Source organism: Desulforhopalus glucosivorans, assembly GCF_054397165.1.
In genome coordinates this window covers 2,301,146-2,316,533 of sequence record NZ_AP044854.1, presented here as the reverse complement: position 1 = coordinate 2,316,533, position 15,388 = coordinate 2,301,146, and the positions used below count along the sequence as shown (strand labels likewise).

General features: G+C 38.5%; 9 protein-coding genes. 7 read left to right on the top strand and 2 right to left on the bottom strand.

From position 1 onward, the window contains the following. The first annotated feature begins 110 nt into the window (after window positions 1–110). From ACX6CI_RS09945 to ACX6CI_RS09920, 6 genes are all read left to right on the top strand, one after another. Window positions 111–929, top strand: a complete 819-nt coding sequence (locus ACX6CI_RS09945; RefSeq protein ID WP_458778008.1) for a TnsA endonuclease C-terminal domain-containing protein — start codon at window positions 111–113, stop codon at window positions 927–929. After that, window positions 913–2,997 (top strand): Mu transposase C-terminal domain-containing protein, encoded by a 2,085-nt coding sequence (locus tag ACX6CI_RS09940; RefSeq protein WP_458778007.1) that lies wholly within the window; start codon window positions 913–915, stop codon window positions 2,995–2,997. Before ACX6CI_RS09945 ends, ACX6CI_RS09940 begins: the two co-directional genes overlap by 17 nt. Beyond that, window positions 2,998–4,641 carry an AAA family ATPase gene (locus tag ACX6CI_RS09935; protein ID WP_458778006.1) on the top strand — a complete coding sequence of 548 codons (1,644 nt, stop codon included), beginning with the start codon at window positions 2,998–3,000 and terminating at the stop codon, window positions 4,639–4,641. It begins immediately after the preceding gene. Window positions 4,642–4,652: 11 nt separating this feature from the next. Beyond that, complete coding sequence (locus ACX6CI_RS09930; RefSeq protein WP_458778005.1) at window positions 4,653–6,182, top strand: TnsD family Tn7-like transposition protein; 1,530 nt, start codon at window positions 4,653–4,655, stop codon at window positions 6,180–6,182. Beyond that, window positions 6,163–7,782 carry a Tn7-like element transposition protein TnsE gene (locus ACX6CI_RS09925; protein WP_458778004.1) on the top strand — a complete coding sequence of 540 codons (1,620 nt, stop codon included), beginning with the start codon at window positions 6,163–6,165 and terminating at the stop codon, window positions 7,780–7,782. Before ACX6CI_RS09930 ends, ACX6CI_RS09925 begins: the two co-directional genes overlap by 20 nt. 142 nt (window positions 7,783–7,924) lie before the next feature. After that, complete coding sequence (locus ACX6CI_RS09920; protein ID WP_458778003.1) at window positions 7,925–9,013, top strand: hypothetical protein; 1,089 nt, start codon at window positions 7,925–7,927, stop codon at window positions 9,011–9,013. 33 nt (window positions 9,014–9,046) lie between these two features. Here ACX6CI_RS09920 and ACX6CI_RS09915 read toward each other — a convergent pair whose 3' ends face one another. Together ACX6CI_RS09915 and ACX6CI_RS09910 are read right to left on the bottom strand one after the other, a co-directional pair. Beyond that, window positions 9,047–10,633, bottom strand: a complete 1,587-nt coding sequence (locus ACX6CI_RS09915; protein WP_458778002.1) for a peptidoglycan DD-metalloendopeptidase family protein — start codon at window positions 10,631–10,633, stop codon at window positions 9,047–9,049. Window positions 10,634–10,744: 111 nt separating this feature from the next. Then, window positions 10,745–11,764, bottom strand: a complete 1,020-nt coding sequence (locus tag ACX6CI_RS09910; RefSeq protein ID WP_458778001.1) for a hypothetical protein — start codon at window positions 11,762–11,764, stop codon at window positions 10,745–10,747. 190 nt (window positions 11,765–11,954) lie between these two features. On the opposite strand from ACX6CI_RS09910, the gene ACX6CI_RS09905 reads away from it, so the two are divergent. Beyond that, a complete protein-coding gene (locus ACX6CI_RS09905; protein ID WP_458778000.1) occupies window positions 11,955–15,308 on the top strand; it encodes an SdrD B-like domain-containing protein in 3,354 nt (1,117 codons plus the stop codon). Window positions 15,309–15,388 lie beyond the last annotated feature (80 nt).

The following is a 15,388-nucleotide window of genomic DNA, read 5'->3' as shown; positions in this document are numbered from 1 at the left end:
CAAAAAAGGAGCGGCATGTGTTTCTTTGTGCTATAATCATCATTATATTCAAAAGATGTAACTAACTGTTGTTTTATGGTAATCCTGAAAACTTTGCTTAGGATGGAGCTGTGAAACGTTCACTATCAAAAACTAAAATACAAAAATGGATTAAAGAAGGTCGTGGTAAAGGCCATGGTAAAGAGTATAAACCTTGGCTTACCGTTAGGGATTTTACGTCAGGCGGTAAAGTACATAGGGTTTTTGGCCATAAAACGCGGCGAACCCACCAGCTTTCCTCTAACCTAGAGTTAGCTGTCTTTTTAATTTCTGAGTGGCATTCTGAAACTGTTGACATAAGGGAACACTTCCCCCTGGGTATTTCTGATACATGCGCGCTTGCTGAAAAGGCTCAAATAAAGCACCCGGTTGCAGGTGGGACTTTCCAGATCCAAACATCTGATTTTCTCATAGACACAATAAATTCCTCTTTTCCTAAAATTGCACTCCAGGCAATTTACTCTAAATCGTTGCAATCTCCCAAAACTGTAGAAAAGATAGAGATAGAGAACCTATATTGGAAGAGTAAAAACATACCTTGGTGGATTGTGACCGAGCAAGAGGTACCCTCTGTAGCATTTAGGAATATTGAATGGTTGTATCCTGCTCAAAGGGTCGAATTGTCTGCTTGTGAAATTGAAGATCGTGTTCAGTTTTATGTATACCAATTTCATGAGAATCCAGATTATACGATTATAAATCTCTGCAAAAAGCTAGATGTTTCCTACGATATGCTAAATGGAGAGTCGTTACGGGAAATTAGAGAGTTGATTGCCCAAGGGTACTTCAGTTTTGATATGCATATACCTGTCCGGCAGTTGAAAATAACAGATTTGAAAGCTGCTGATGTTGGGATAGTAAAGGAGGCATGGCGTGTTTCGAGTCAATGAAGTTCTCCAATATGATAAAGAATGGTACCGGGTATTAGCTATTCTTAAAGATGAAATCGTATGGATTCAACTTGATAATGAAAAAGCTTTTCCCTGCATCGAAAATACTGAAACTTTGTCACAAGCAATATTGGATGAAGCTCTAATTCGAATTGATGACCCGAATTCAGATATAGCTTTTTTAAGAGTGGAAGAGGGATCTACATCACAAGTTAAAAGAGACCATAATTTCCAGCTCATTAAACCAATTGTTACTAATTCACAATTTTTCCATCCAAAAGTCCGTGGGCCATTAATCGAGGAAATAGTTGCTGAAGGAAAATCTACCAAGCAAACTTTGTTGAGGTTGATTCGAAGGTATTGGCAAAGGGGACAAACCGCTAACGCATTGATTCCCGATTATAGGAAGTCTGGAGCAAAAGGGAAAAAACGCGAAGCTAAAAACAAGAAACTTGGAAGACCACGGAAATATACACCCGGTGTTGGTGCAATAATCGACGACCATATTGAAGGACTGTTCCGTATAGCAATTGACAGATACATACTTACGAAGAAACAACATACTTTTGGTTACGCACATCGTAAGTTCAAATCTCTCTATGTTAATTTGAATCCTGGTATAGCGGAATCAGAAATACCAAGTTATTCCCAAATGATGCATTTTTATAACCGGGAGTACTCCATTACTGACGGTATAAAAAAGAGATTGTCAAACATTGATTATAATAAAGATGTTCGACCATTAACATCTACAGCAAACACTCAAGTTCTCGGTCCTGGTTCCAGATATGAAATCGATGCAACAATAGCAGATATTTATCTTTTATCAGACAGTGAAAGACAGAACATTATAGGACGTCCTGTTATTTATCTGGTCGTTGATGTTTTTAGTAGGATGATTGCAGGGTTTTATATCGGCTTGGAAAATCCATCCTATGTTGCTGCAATGCAGGCTGTTACCATGGCAATGGTGGATAAGGTAGAGTACTGCAAAACACTTGGGATAGAAATCTTGGCTGAGGAGTGGCCTACGGTTGGTATTCCGGACGCAATTCTAGCCGACAGAGGTGAATTGTTTGGGCATCAGATCGAAGCTCTAGAAACTGTATTCTCAGTTCGGATTGAAAATACACCACCTTATCGTGGTGATGCAAAAGGTATTGTTGAGAGAAAATTTAAAACCTTACAGGCTGAATTCAAACCGTTTGCACCTGGTGTTGTTTTGGGGACGAATATAAAAAAACGTGGAGGAAAAGACTATCGTTTAGATGCAACATTCACGTTACACCAATTTACTGGAATAATAATTGAATCGATTATGTATCATAATTGCGACAAGGCACTTTCAAAATATGATCGAGATATTGATATTCCTCCGGATTTGGAAATGACACCGCTATCACTGTGGAATTGGGGCGTCTCAAATCGAACTGGTCGGCTGAGGGTTGTTTCCGAAGACGCATTGAAAGTCAGCTTAATGCCAGATGCATTGGCAACAGTGTCTGAGAAAGGAGTGCAACTTTTTGGGGTTTACTATACTTCTTCAGAAATTCTTCAGCAAGGATGGCTGCATAGATCGAAAGTGGTCAAAAGGCCTGGTAAAGTAAAAGTCCGTTATGATCCAAGAAATGCTGAAAATATCTATTTGATTCCTGAGGCAAATAGCATCGAATATTGGATTTGTAGCTTAACACCAAGGAGTCGAGAGTTTGCAGGATGTTCTTTTTATGATGTTTGGCAATTGAAGGAGGAACAGAAAAAAACACTGGCTAAAAGTAAGCTGAATTCAGAAAAAAAGAGAAGAGAACTCGAGAATTACATTGATGGAGTTATAAAAGACGCAAAGAGCGGTACTGTTACTAGAAAAGGCGAATCGAAAAAGACACGCATAGGGAGTATTAGAGAAAATCGAGCAAAGTCACTTAAAAATGAGCGTGAAAATGCATCATATGTAAAACCAAAGAAGCGTAAAGGGGATTCTGCCCGTGTAATCCCTATATCTAAGGAAGACGAGACAAGCTATCAATATCCTAACTTTATTAATAAGAAGTTTGATAAGGAGGATTAAATGACACTTCCTCCAGGTGTTGTGCCGGCCGTCTATAGAGATACTGGGGTCCCTGAATATAGAGGAAATCCTTTTATAGAGGCTTTACCTCGCAGAATGAATCAGGAACAGGTCGGTTTGTTACTGGAGGAGAATGTAAGCTTTGAGTCCAAAGATATTTTTAAAGACGGGTCAAATCGTGTTGACCGGATAGCTTCCATAGTGGATAAGTTCTTTTTGCCATTTGCTGAGCATATAAGGCTGGAAGAAAAAATTTCTGTTATGATTCGTCAAGGTTATAAAGGGCGAAACCTTCAGGACGGATCACTTAATAGCCACCTGCAAAATGGTTATGAAAGAATTATGAAGGGAGACTGGGAGGCATTTCGGTTTAAAAAAGCTGAGTCTACTGCTTTGAGCGCTTCTCTTGTTGGATGTTCTGGCTGTGGGAAAAGTAGATCCCTTAAACAGATTTTTACGGGTTACCCTCAGGGTATTTTCCATGAAGAGCACAATTTTCTACAAATTCCTTATCTGAAAATAGATTGTCCTTTTGATGGGTCATTGAAAAGCCTCTGTATCAATTTCTTTCGTGGAGTAGATGCTGTTTTACAAACGAATTATGAACAGAGATATGCTTTAAAAAGGCACAGTATAGAAGATCTGGTTGGTCTGATGAGTCAAGTTGCCAATCTTCATGCGATAGGCATACTGGTGATAGATGAAATACAACATTTGAGCCTTCAGCGGTCTGGCGGTGAGAGTAAAATGATGAATTTCTTCGTGAATCTTGTAAATGTTATTGGGTTGCCAGTCTTTCTAGTAGGAACTCCTTTGGCTAATGAAATTTTTATGAGGGATCTTAGGTCTGCTCGTCGCAGTGCCGGCTTTGGTGCGTTGTTTTGGGAAAATATGAAGCCGAGGGAATCGGAAAAGCATTGTGAATGGACTTACTTTGCTAACACATTATGGAAAAATCAATTACTGCATCACCGTGAAGAGGTTCTTAGCACTGAACTTAAAAATCTCTGGTACGACTTATCACAAGGTGTTTTAGCAATTGTAGTGCAGTTGTTCATTCTTTGTCAGGCTCGGGCAATTGCAACAGGCATTGAACGTATAGACGAAAAAATGATGAAAGTGGTCTATGATGAAGAGTTGGCTCCGGTTCATCCTATGCTGGACGCATTGAGGTCTGGTGACCCTGAAAAAATTATCCACTTTTCAGATATTAAATTTCATAATTTTGAAAAGAAATTATTTGGATTAAGGGATAATAATCATCTCCAGCACAAAAGGGAGGATAGCCATATAGCCGAAAGAAGTTCTTATAGAGACGAAAAGGAAGAGCTTTTGTTCAACATTCTAAAATCATGTGACATAGAACCTCAGCCGGCTTCTGATTCCGCAAAACGAGCTTTTGAGTTGCACCCAGGCAAAAATACAAGAGAGTTGGTCCCAATTGCGTTAGATCTGTGTAAACCGCCTATCTCAAAGACTCCTCCAAAAACTACAGCAGCTCCTTCAATAAAACAAAAAGAATGGCATACTCTGGAATCAGAAGATCTAAGATATAAGTTTTCTCAGTTATCAGAAGGTGAAACTATGTATGATCAATTGAAAAAAACAGATATGATTTTTGATATTGAACAATGGCTTGAGTGAACAGGGTAACTATGCAAAATTTCCCGCTACCTTACCAAAACGAGCTTCTTTATAGTGTTATTGCTAGGGCAGGCGTGCATATGGGTTTGTTAAGTCCAAAACAGATCCTGAGTGAAGTTTTTAATAATAGAAAGGTCATTGCTACGTTTGATCTACCTTGCTACATAAAGAGTATTGCAAAGCATTTTCCTGCAAGTAAAAACATAACTGTAGAGAAACTAATATACAAACATACATTATTCCCGGTTTATGCACCTTTTGTGGAAGAATCTCGTCGCAAGCGCTGCCTGAAATATATGGTAGACATGTCACAAGGGGCCACCCACTTGGCACTTGGAGTTGCTGCATCAAAAATTAATAGACTGAGTGTTCTGAGATATTGTCCGACATGTATGCAGTTCCAAGAACTAGAACAGGGTGAGTACTATTGGGATAGAAGATGGCAGGTAAGTGGAGCCAATAGCTGTATTGAGCATGGTGAATTAGTTGATGCCGCTATTGATAATTTTGGTTATCAACGACATGCCTATGTTGATGCATCCCCCAAAACCTGTCCTGCAAAAACACAGAATAACAGACAAGATGAGTCGCTCAGAATTTCAAGACAAGTCTTGAAACTGTTGGATTGTTCACCTCTAAAATCGCCTTCATATAATCAGTGGACTTCATACTATAAGCAATTGGCACAACAAAATGGCTGTGGTCGAGGGCATCATATAAACTATTTGGAGATTCACGAGCGGGTGATGAACCAATGGACACAAGGGTGGTTGGAAGAGCATAACCTTCGATTGACGGATAAACAATCGTGTTGGTTGCGCGCAATATTTAGGAAACACCGCAAGGCATTCAGCTATCTTGAGCATATTATCGTTCTTGATTCTTTATTACCGAAAGGTTGGAAAATAGCAGATGTATTAAAGGAAGTGAAGAAAACTTCTGAGAGAGTACGTGAAAAATCAATTAAGCCATCTTGTATCGCTACGGATATAGAAGCGAGGGATAGATACCGTAGTCAATGGTTGGAGTTGTTGACTTGTAAGGGAATTAAAGAGGCTCGTTTGTCTGGTGGTGGGGGAATCTATGCCTGGCTTTATAGGAATGACAGAGAATGGTTCCTTAGGGTAAATGGAAAAAATAAAATCGATTTTGAGCCAGTAAACACGAGAGTAGATTGGCTGAAAAGAGATAGAAACACTCTTCGACATTTAATAAAAATAAAGAATTTGGCTCGAAAGAATTGCGCATCGCCACAGATGACAAAAAATTGGTTTCTGGCACAGCTTGAGCGTAAATCTACGGTTGAGAAAAATCTCCATAAACTTCCAGTCGTTAGCAAGTTTTTTGAAAAATACTGTGAAGATCGAGAGGATTTTCAAATTCGAAGAATCCGTACTGCTGTTAACGTATTAAGGCAGCAACAACAGTTAGTGATTTGGAAAATATTGCGGATGTCAGGTTTGAGTGAGGAGAGGATAACGTTTAAAGCAAAAATGTTTCTAAAACAAATCGTGAAAAGCAATGGAAAAATATCAAATTGAAGGGCTAGGGGATGACACACAAATTCTGTCGGTGAGATATCTGTATCGCCCTAAGAATCCTGGAAAATGGAAAATCCGTCTCAAAGTGGAGCCCTATCAACAAAATGACTCACTAACGTTTTCATATGCTCCATTGCTAGCTCGTAAAAAATACCTTAATCCAACTCAAAACTACGCTCCAAGTGGTTATGAACTCCCAATAAAAATTTCAGATACGTCTGATTGGCAAGCGATGCGAATTGGTGAATGTGATGTGCTGCAAAATATCCCATTGTTAAAAGTTGAGAAGAGCCAATACTGTTTTTATTTTACAGACATTACAGGAAGAAAAATTGTTCTTCCTCAGTTTGAATTAGCTCGCTATCTTTTCTTTAGAGATACATATTTAGCCAGGTTATCACTTGAGCCAAATTCATTGAAAACTGAGTTTAGCGTTGATACATCAGAAGATGGTGGGATAACTATTAATATCCAGCCTGTGTCTAGTTATCCAAAAGCGTCAGTCCAAAATAGAGAAAAAAAGCGGACATTGGCGTGGATTTTATTAGACGATGAGATTCGCCGGTCGTACGAAAGTATTGGGATGCACCAGTTAAAATTTGGGGAAGACACCCAAAATTATCGTAGATTTGATTTCAGTTTTAGCCCGCCTCCGTTAAGAGGTGTGTATATGGAGACACGGGGCAGGTACATAAAAGAGATTAATTGTCTGTATGTTTATGAAATATTGTCAGTAGATCGGCTAATTAATAAGACACCACCTTATGTTGAATTCTTTCATCATGGGATGGAGGAAAATGTAAGAGGATCAGGTCAAAGGGGGAGATTTCCAAGCTATTCTGGAGCAGACGATCATAGTTTAACTGATGATGAATCTAATGCTGACATGAACCATCGGCTCTTGGATGCTGGCATCGCTCCACTTGGTTTTGTAAATAAATTAGAAACGAAACTTGTCTATAAAAAGCAAAAGGTCGGTAGTGCTGGTAGACCTGATGACACCATCTCTGACAATCCATCAAATGTCGGTAGCCTAGAAGAATCAACAATAAGTGGAACCATTAAACCTATAGACTGGATGGATACTCCTGAGGAGGAAGAGGGGAACAGTACTTTTCAGAATCGATTCAATAATTTTTTCCAGATGATCAAAGTTTTGCAGAGTGACTACAAGTGCAAGATTTTATCCCTAGAAAAAAGAAAACTCCCATCCATAAAAAGGTGCAAGAAACATGTAATGGCAAACGGGGAAGATGCCCGATGTTATGTAGTCGTGCAGCTAGAAGTTGGTGGTCGGTGTTTCCATGTCGTTGAGGTGGATACCTCTGATGGTGTCCCCTTGTCTACGTTATTGTTGATGCTGGATAGTCATGATAAATGGAATAAGAATGTTGCTACTTTTGAAAAGAAGTTGTTAAAGAAATCGATTAATTGGCCTAGCACATTTTTGAACACCTTATGTGGTTCCAAAGGTTACAAGCGTATTCCTCACCCTAGAAGTACAGGTGATGATTTGGACGATACATCTTATTCAATAAATAGTTGGGCAGAGCGTTTTTATAGTTGGGCTACCTTTTGTTATGATAAGCGGGAAGTATAAAGTTGAAAGATATGAAGATTGGTTAGGGGGACCATTAGACATTTTCTGATTGGAATAATTTTTTTAAACAAGTGGGAGGATGAATATGTGCTGCATTTTCAGAGCAGCCGTAATTGCGCCTTAATCAAAAAGGGAGGGGGAAATGAAAGATTTCAACTATAAAATAATTGCAATTTGGAGCGTGCTGTTTTTGTCTTCTATAGCTGGATGTTGTCCTCATAAAAATGTTTCGGGAAAGATTGAGGGTGCAGAAGATGTTCTCATTACTATATCTGGTAATGGCATTTCAACGAATACCCTTACTGATGGGAATTACTATTTTGCAGGACTTGAAAAAGGCGATTATACCATCGTACCTAAAAAGCAAGATGTTATTTTTACTCCAGGAGAATCCAGCGTTACAATAACTAATGACGATGTATACAATATAGACTTCTCCAAGAAAGTAAAAGACAAATATCTCTATTGGGTAAACCGTATTGGGTTTAAGCCCTCAATAGGGAGCATACAACGCTTAAAAATTCCTGGAGGTGTCAGACAGGAAATTGTATCTGGTTTGAATAACCTTTTAGGAATTACTGTCTATCAAAACTATATCTATTGGGTAGATAGCTCGAAAAATGGGCGTATTGTAGAAGCAAAAACTGACGGATCGAACCAGAGAGATATTTTTACAAATTTGGGGAATGTTACAGATGTCGCTATTCGGCCAAATGTAAGACCAAAACAAGTGTTTTGGATTGAGACTATAGGGGAGAACCAAAGCAAAATTCGTAAAGGAAGGTTCGGTAGTGGGGATATAGATGATATCCGTACAGGGTTACGTGCTCCGTTTTCTTTGGAGATAGATTTGAAAAACGACAGACTTTATTGGACTGACAGCATGGATGGGATATCTTGGGTTTCCCTAGATGGGATGGACTCTGGAAGAGTAATTGGGGGGCAACCGTTCTTCGCTACCCTCGATATTGAGAATAGGCAACTTTATTATAGTACAGCAGGTGGACACTCGTATATTAAAAAGGTGAACACAGACGGAACACAATCCGAAGACCTTATAGGGGGGACTTTAGAAAGAGTTAATGGGATTGTCCTCGATACTGAGGGACAAAAGTTATACTGGACCCAAAAAGGGGGAGAAGTGGTTAGTGCAGATCAGAATGGAACGAATATGGAAGTTGTAAATTCACAAACAGGTACACCATATGATATCGATATTTCTGAACAGTGACTTTTTCACGAAGAATATAGGCGAAAATCATTATTAAGGGCACGGAGCTTTATGAATTCTGTAGGATTCACCGCCTGAACAACTTGGTGAGCAGCCATTTCCTTGGCAGGTCTGACCTGTTCTACAGAACCACGCAACTAAGTGTGGTCCACATTTACCCTTACAAGGATTTGAGTCTGAAGGATTGAAACAGTGATAATGCATATACTCATCTGATTCACAGCTATTTGTTACCCCAAATGATCTGTAATTTGGCGGATCGTTAGGGCAACCATTTGGTAGCATTTCGACATATTTTTCAATACAACCTGTGCAATCGAAACAAGGTTCAGGGTCGATGTGTTCACCAAAACGAGCTTTCCTATACTCGAAGTGAAGGTGTGGACCGGTAACACCGCCAGTTGAATCAGATAGCCCAAGAGCTTGCCCTTTTGAGACTGAACTTCCCATTGCTGGGAAATTACTATCATCTGAGAGGTGGAAATACGTGGTATATCTGGAGGTATCACCAGTACCATGTTTAATTATTATAAAGTTTCCAGCGCCTCTATGTGTAAGGCCCAAAGCAGTACAGCGTGTTTCATTTTGATAGCATTGCCGAATTTGGGGATTTCCTGGAGACCCTGGACTGGACACAACTTTACCATCAGCTACAGCAACTACAGTGGTGCCGTTTGCTACTGCAAAATCAACACCGCGGTGACCGGCTGTAGGGTCGAAAGGATCGGTTACGTTAGGACTCCCTAAAAGAGGTGCTCTAATCTGAACGGATTGACAAGTACTTGTTGTTTTAACATTAGATACTTCATCAATATTGTAGGTAGGTGCTAAAATAATAATTGCTTCATACGAGCCATCTGGGCTTTGAGTAAAAAAGTCTTTACTAAGGTCAAAATTCAGCTTCACTTTATCATTTGCTGTGTCGACTTTATCTGTTGGCTTGATAGCAATGAAAGAGGTTTTCAATTCAGTGTCTGTGAAATCGTCAACTTGAACAAAAGGAATAATAGTTGAACGAGGAGGCAAAGCCTTAAAGTGACGGTGAGGTACTGAGAGTGAAACAGTTACTTTACTATTGAGTGGCGGTGTTTCTCCTGTGTTTATTCTAATTTCATTAGAGATCCTTGCAGCAGTCGTTAAGTACCCTGCTAATGATTTAAATAGAATATCAGTACCAGGGTTTTCGGTTATTTCGGCACGAACCTGTCTATTAGAGGGGAATGCATAATCATAAAAACGAACAATAACTCCAGGTAGACTGATTTCACCACCCGAAGGGGGTAATAAGATACTTCTGCATTCAGGAGGAGCGCATTCTATGGCTAAATTAGATGATAATTTTTTTCCATTTTTTAAGGTTAATTTTAAGTCAAAATTTCCAACGCGTTGTCCGTCAGTGATCTGTGTTATGATTTTCCTGGAAGACCAAAAATTAGCTGTAAGCTCTGAATCATCGTATAGAATTTGGCTATTGTTTTGTGCAGTTCCAAATCCCCAGCCCTTTATTGTTACGTTTGCACCAGGTACAGTAGGATTGGGCTGAATGGACGTTATTTTAGCACAAGACGCCATTAACGTCGTCAAGGCAAAAAATGTAATAAAAAGTATCGAGGATCTCATTGCCAATACTCCTTTTGCTATTACAAATTAGGTCTGGTCTATGCGTACTTTATGAATTTAGTTACCACAGTAGGTCATAGAAAAGTAATTTTTGTCCGATCAAATTCATTTTCATCTACTGTATCCATTAACAATAATATTGAGCACTTCATTGTTTGTTCCGTATCCTAAGTGAGCGGGATAGGGATTAACTATTTTGCCAAACTTACTGAAAGTATAGTATGAGCACCTTTCATTAGTGACCAAGACGTTTATAAAAGAATCTTCAAGTACGGGGAGGTCTGTGTCTAAGGCATAGGACAAAATGTCGTTTATGTCAGAAAAGGCTACCATCCAATGTTTTGGGTTTGTGCGTAGTTTTGTCATCATTTTTACAGATGCCCAAAAGGTATTACCTGGCCCTATTCCAAGTAATGGAACCTGATTTGCCAACATAAAGACTGATTGTAAACGGTTTGCATATTTTTTAGATTCTTTTTTGTCTTTAAGTGTTTGAAGTTTCTCAAAAAAGAGATCAAAAATTATCTTGCTTCCGAGGCTGTAAGTAATGAAAACTAGATCAGAGTCATCTTGAATGTAGTTATAAACCCCCTCAACCGTGCTGCGTATTGCGGGGCCAACAATAGTATCTTGGTACAGCAGTACGTCGGCTAATCTATTGTTGAGTAGTCCTTCTTTAATGTTTCTGTTCGCTTTAACCATTCTGTCATTGTAAAATTCATCATTGTTGTACAATGGAGTAGTGAATGAATTTGTGATCTGACTCCATTTAACTATGTAAAAAACAACGATTTTTTTTCTGTCCTTACTCTCTGTTTTAATAATCTTTATTGTCCCACTATTGGGGATATCCGGATTGTTTGATGGTATTGTCACTAGCGTTTGTGACTGTTCTGTGAGAGATAATTCTTTTACAATATATTCAATAGCTGTAGTAGGATCACCTGATGCGTATCCTCCCATTCCATGAACAAAAACGATATCGATTTTATTATTCAACGATTGCTTGATACCCCAAATGTCTTGTTCTTGATGGTGTTGGTCTTCAACAGAAAAGTTATTTAACCCACAGCAACTTGATAGAGATATAGCTAAAATTATCAATAAAACCCAAGGTACAAGTGTCCTCATGATGGATATCCTTATAATTGTAGTTCACAATTAGGTGGTCGTTCAATTTGATAGGGTATAGGGTATTATCAATTGTATTGATTGTCAATATGCAATATAGTGATAAAGACCATTGAAAGGAAGATTAATCGAATTTGTTGTTGCTGTTTTATAAAACAGGGCCCTGTGCCTATCAATCTCATGCCCTGTAATGCCTTTTGAAAACAAAATAGATAATTATGTTAAAGGAGCTGAAACTATGGAAAAAGATAGTTGGGGTTTTTCATTAACACCTTTTGTTCTAATTTTGTGCTTAATAGGTTTGACTGGTTGTTACAAGATTTCTGGATCAATCAAAGCTGTTGAGGGGGTTCCTGTTTATCTCTCCGGAAAGAAAATAAAATCAACTTCCACAGATGATAAAGGTAAATACAAGTTTACTAGACTAAAAGCTGGGGATTACACCGTAACCCCCCAGCAGGAGGGTTATTTTTTTAACCCCCAAAGAAAAGCAGTCCGCATATTAGATGAGGATGTAAGTGGTGTGAATTTTGAAAGATACTATTTTATCTCAGGAATAGTGCAAGGTGGTAGTGAGGGGGTAAAAATCCAACTGAATGGCACTGCTTCAATGAGTACAATTACTGATGAATTCGGTACTTTTGTCTTCTCAAATCTTAAAACTGGTCAGTACACCATTACTCCTTCTAAGGATGGTCATATATATAAGCCTGCAAACAAAAACATTGTTATAGAGAAGAAAAATGTATCAGATTTAATATTTGTTGAGCAATATCATGATATTGATGTCTTTTGGTCAGATAGCACCCTGGAAAGAATTTATTCAATGGATAGGGATGGTAATAATAATAATGAACTTGTTAAAGACATAGTCTATCCACTGGATTTACAGATTGAGGGAGAAGAGTTGTGTTGGACAGGAAATTGGATTTGGAGTAATCATACTTCTGTAATCGTATGCTCAGATTTCACTGGCAGTAATCAACGTAACGTCACTTCTGATAAAGAAGGCCGCATATTTGGATTCGCGATAGCACCCGATAAAAGAGAGTTCTATTTTACAAGGAGATTGTATCAAGACGATGTTGGTCAGATTTTGAGACTCGACTCAAATGGTCAGATAAGGGTTATTAAAAGCGGATTAATGTCTCCTAGAGGAATTGAAATTGATCCTATCAGAGAAAAGATTTATTGGGCAGATCAGGTTGACGGCATTTTTTCTTCTAATCTGGATGGAACAGAAACGGAAAAATTAACCAACCAACAGGCTTATATGCTTGCTCTCGATCCTCAAGAAAGAGCACTGTATTTTACATCTTTCAATTCGCAAACAGATTCTTCTCGTTCAATTATAAGAAATTCGGAAAGTAGTTTTAGTAGTTCAATAATGAAACTATCTATTGTTGATAAGCAGCTAGAAACGCTTGTTGAGAACGAAATCAGCCCAAAAGGTATCAAATTAGATTTGGGTGAAAAGAAAATTTATTGGGCAGCCAGTGGGACAGAGATAAAAGGTGTGATCAAACGATCAAATCTAAATGGAGAAAATGTTGAAGTAGTGAGTGATTATGGTAGAGGTCCTCATGGTATCGCATTGTATTATGGGTGTTGTAAACCATACACTATATCGGGTGTTGTTGATGGAATTTCAAATGTAGACATTCATTTATCTGGACCATCAGTTGGAAAGGTTGCCACAGATATATTAGGAGAGTTCATATTCACAGGACTAAAAAACGGGAATTACACACTTTCCCCTAAAAGTGAGTTTTATGATTTTGATCCAAAATCCATCAATATGAGGATTGAAGACAGTAATATATCAGGAATAAAATTCAATCCTATTGCAGTGGAAGGGTTATCAGAACAAGAAGATAATTATCTTGCCACTCTTCCCGATGTGTATCTTTCCCCAGATGAGATAATAATGCCAAATGGGTCAAGACTATCAGATCCACCCGTTGATAAGGAGCTTTTTCTTGAGTCTTCAGCAGGTGACAAATTGGATTTTATACAAAAAATCATGCTTAGAAAAGCCAAGCACTTTGCTTGTGCTCGCAGGAGTGATCCTGCCCCCTGTACAGACTGGGATAGAGAGGCTAACATCTTTTTTCCAGATTGGATGCCCGCCCAAAAAGGTTTGACTTATGTCTTTGGAGGCAAAAATCCATACGTTAGGTCAAAACCAATAGATTCTTGTAACTACCAATTAACTGCAGGCATAGATTGTTCAGGTCTTATTACTAATATAGCTGAATTTGCAGGTATTGAAGCAAAAGGGAATGTGGTCACTCTAAGTAGTCCGGATAATTGGAAGATTCCATCAGGATGGGGAGTTAAAGCGGCATTGGTAAAAAATGTTCCAACTGTACCATCCGATATACTGCTTTGGCCTAAACATATTGGTATCGCAGAAATTGCAGCTGGAAGTAACCGTTTCATCTCTTCAACTGGCGGGCCAAATAGATGTTTTGTTAATATTCTACCACCTAGAGGACCTCGATCATTACCCATCAGTGCATTTAAGGGTACTCCTAAAGTCTTAAGATTTGTCGAAACACATTTTTATGATGGGAAATATACATCATGCAGCAAACAGTTAGGAGATTATACTCACAAAGAAAATGCAAAAATTGTGAATTCTAAAATTGAGTTGACTCACAAATTGTTTAAAGGTGGCACCCAAGTGGGGAGCTTTTATTGGAAGGGTACGCTTGAGCCTGACCCAGAGAACTTTTACACTGCAAAGGTTACAGGAGAAGGGATTATCGACAACGTTGGGCAAAGACCTTTTACCCTGAAGACCGGTAGAATAGAGGTGAGACCCAATGGATCAATTAGATTGGGATGGACTGCTATCGACCCAAAATTTGGGCCTATTGGTGGTGTTTCATACCGAAAGAATGAAGGCGAGACATTAGCTGTTGTCGACCAAATTGAGCATGAAGAAATCTGGGTAATTAATGAAGGTAGAAATTATAAAATTGGTGTCAATGGGTGTAACTTTCAATTGGAAGGATCGAATTGGATCTCTGAATTAAGTATTGAAGAGGGTAATAGTTCTTGGGATAAATTTATCTACTTCAAAATTAATAAAAACATGATGCCAAAAGAAGGTGATGGTGAAGTATACTTAAAAGATCCAAACAATTCGATTTTAGGGACAATAGTTCTTCATATTAATCAAAAATTCAAAATAGTGTGGAAAGATAAGTGGAATTGGGAATTGTGTGATGGTCAAGTAGGTAGGTGCGATCAATATAGCACAGGTGATTGTGGTACAGATTCATATGAATTCAATGATAATGAGGAAATGCTGAAAGCTAAGACTGGATTATGTGATGAATATACACATATACCTGACGACTGCTCTCCTCTCCCTGGACAACCTGATTGTAAAAGGAATGTAAATAATGCAAAAATAACTAGAGATCATAAGAGATCCTGTGATTGCAGTGGCTATACTCAAGATAGCTCGCCTGTGCCTGTCAAAATGGGAGAATCATTTATGGAATGGTCTTGGCAACCAATATCAAGTCCTTAGGGTAGGCAACCGACAAATATAGATAATAAAAATGACTACTGTCTAACCAGATACAGCTAGCTAATGTTGCTATTTTTGCA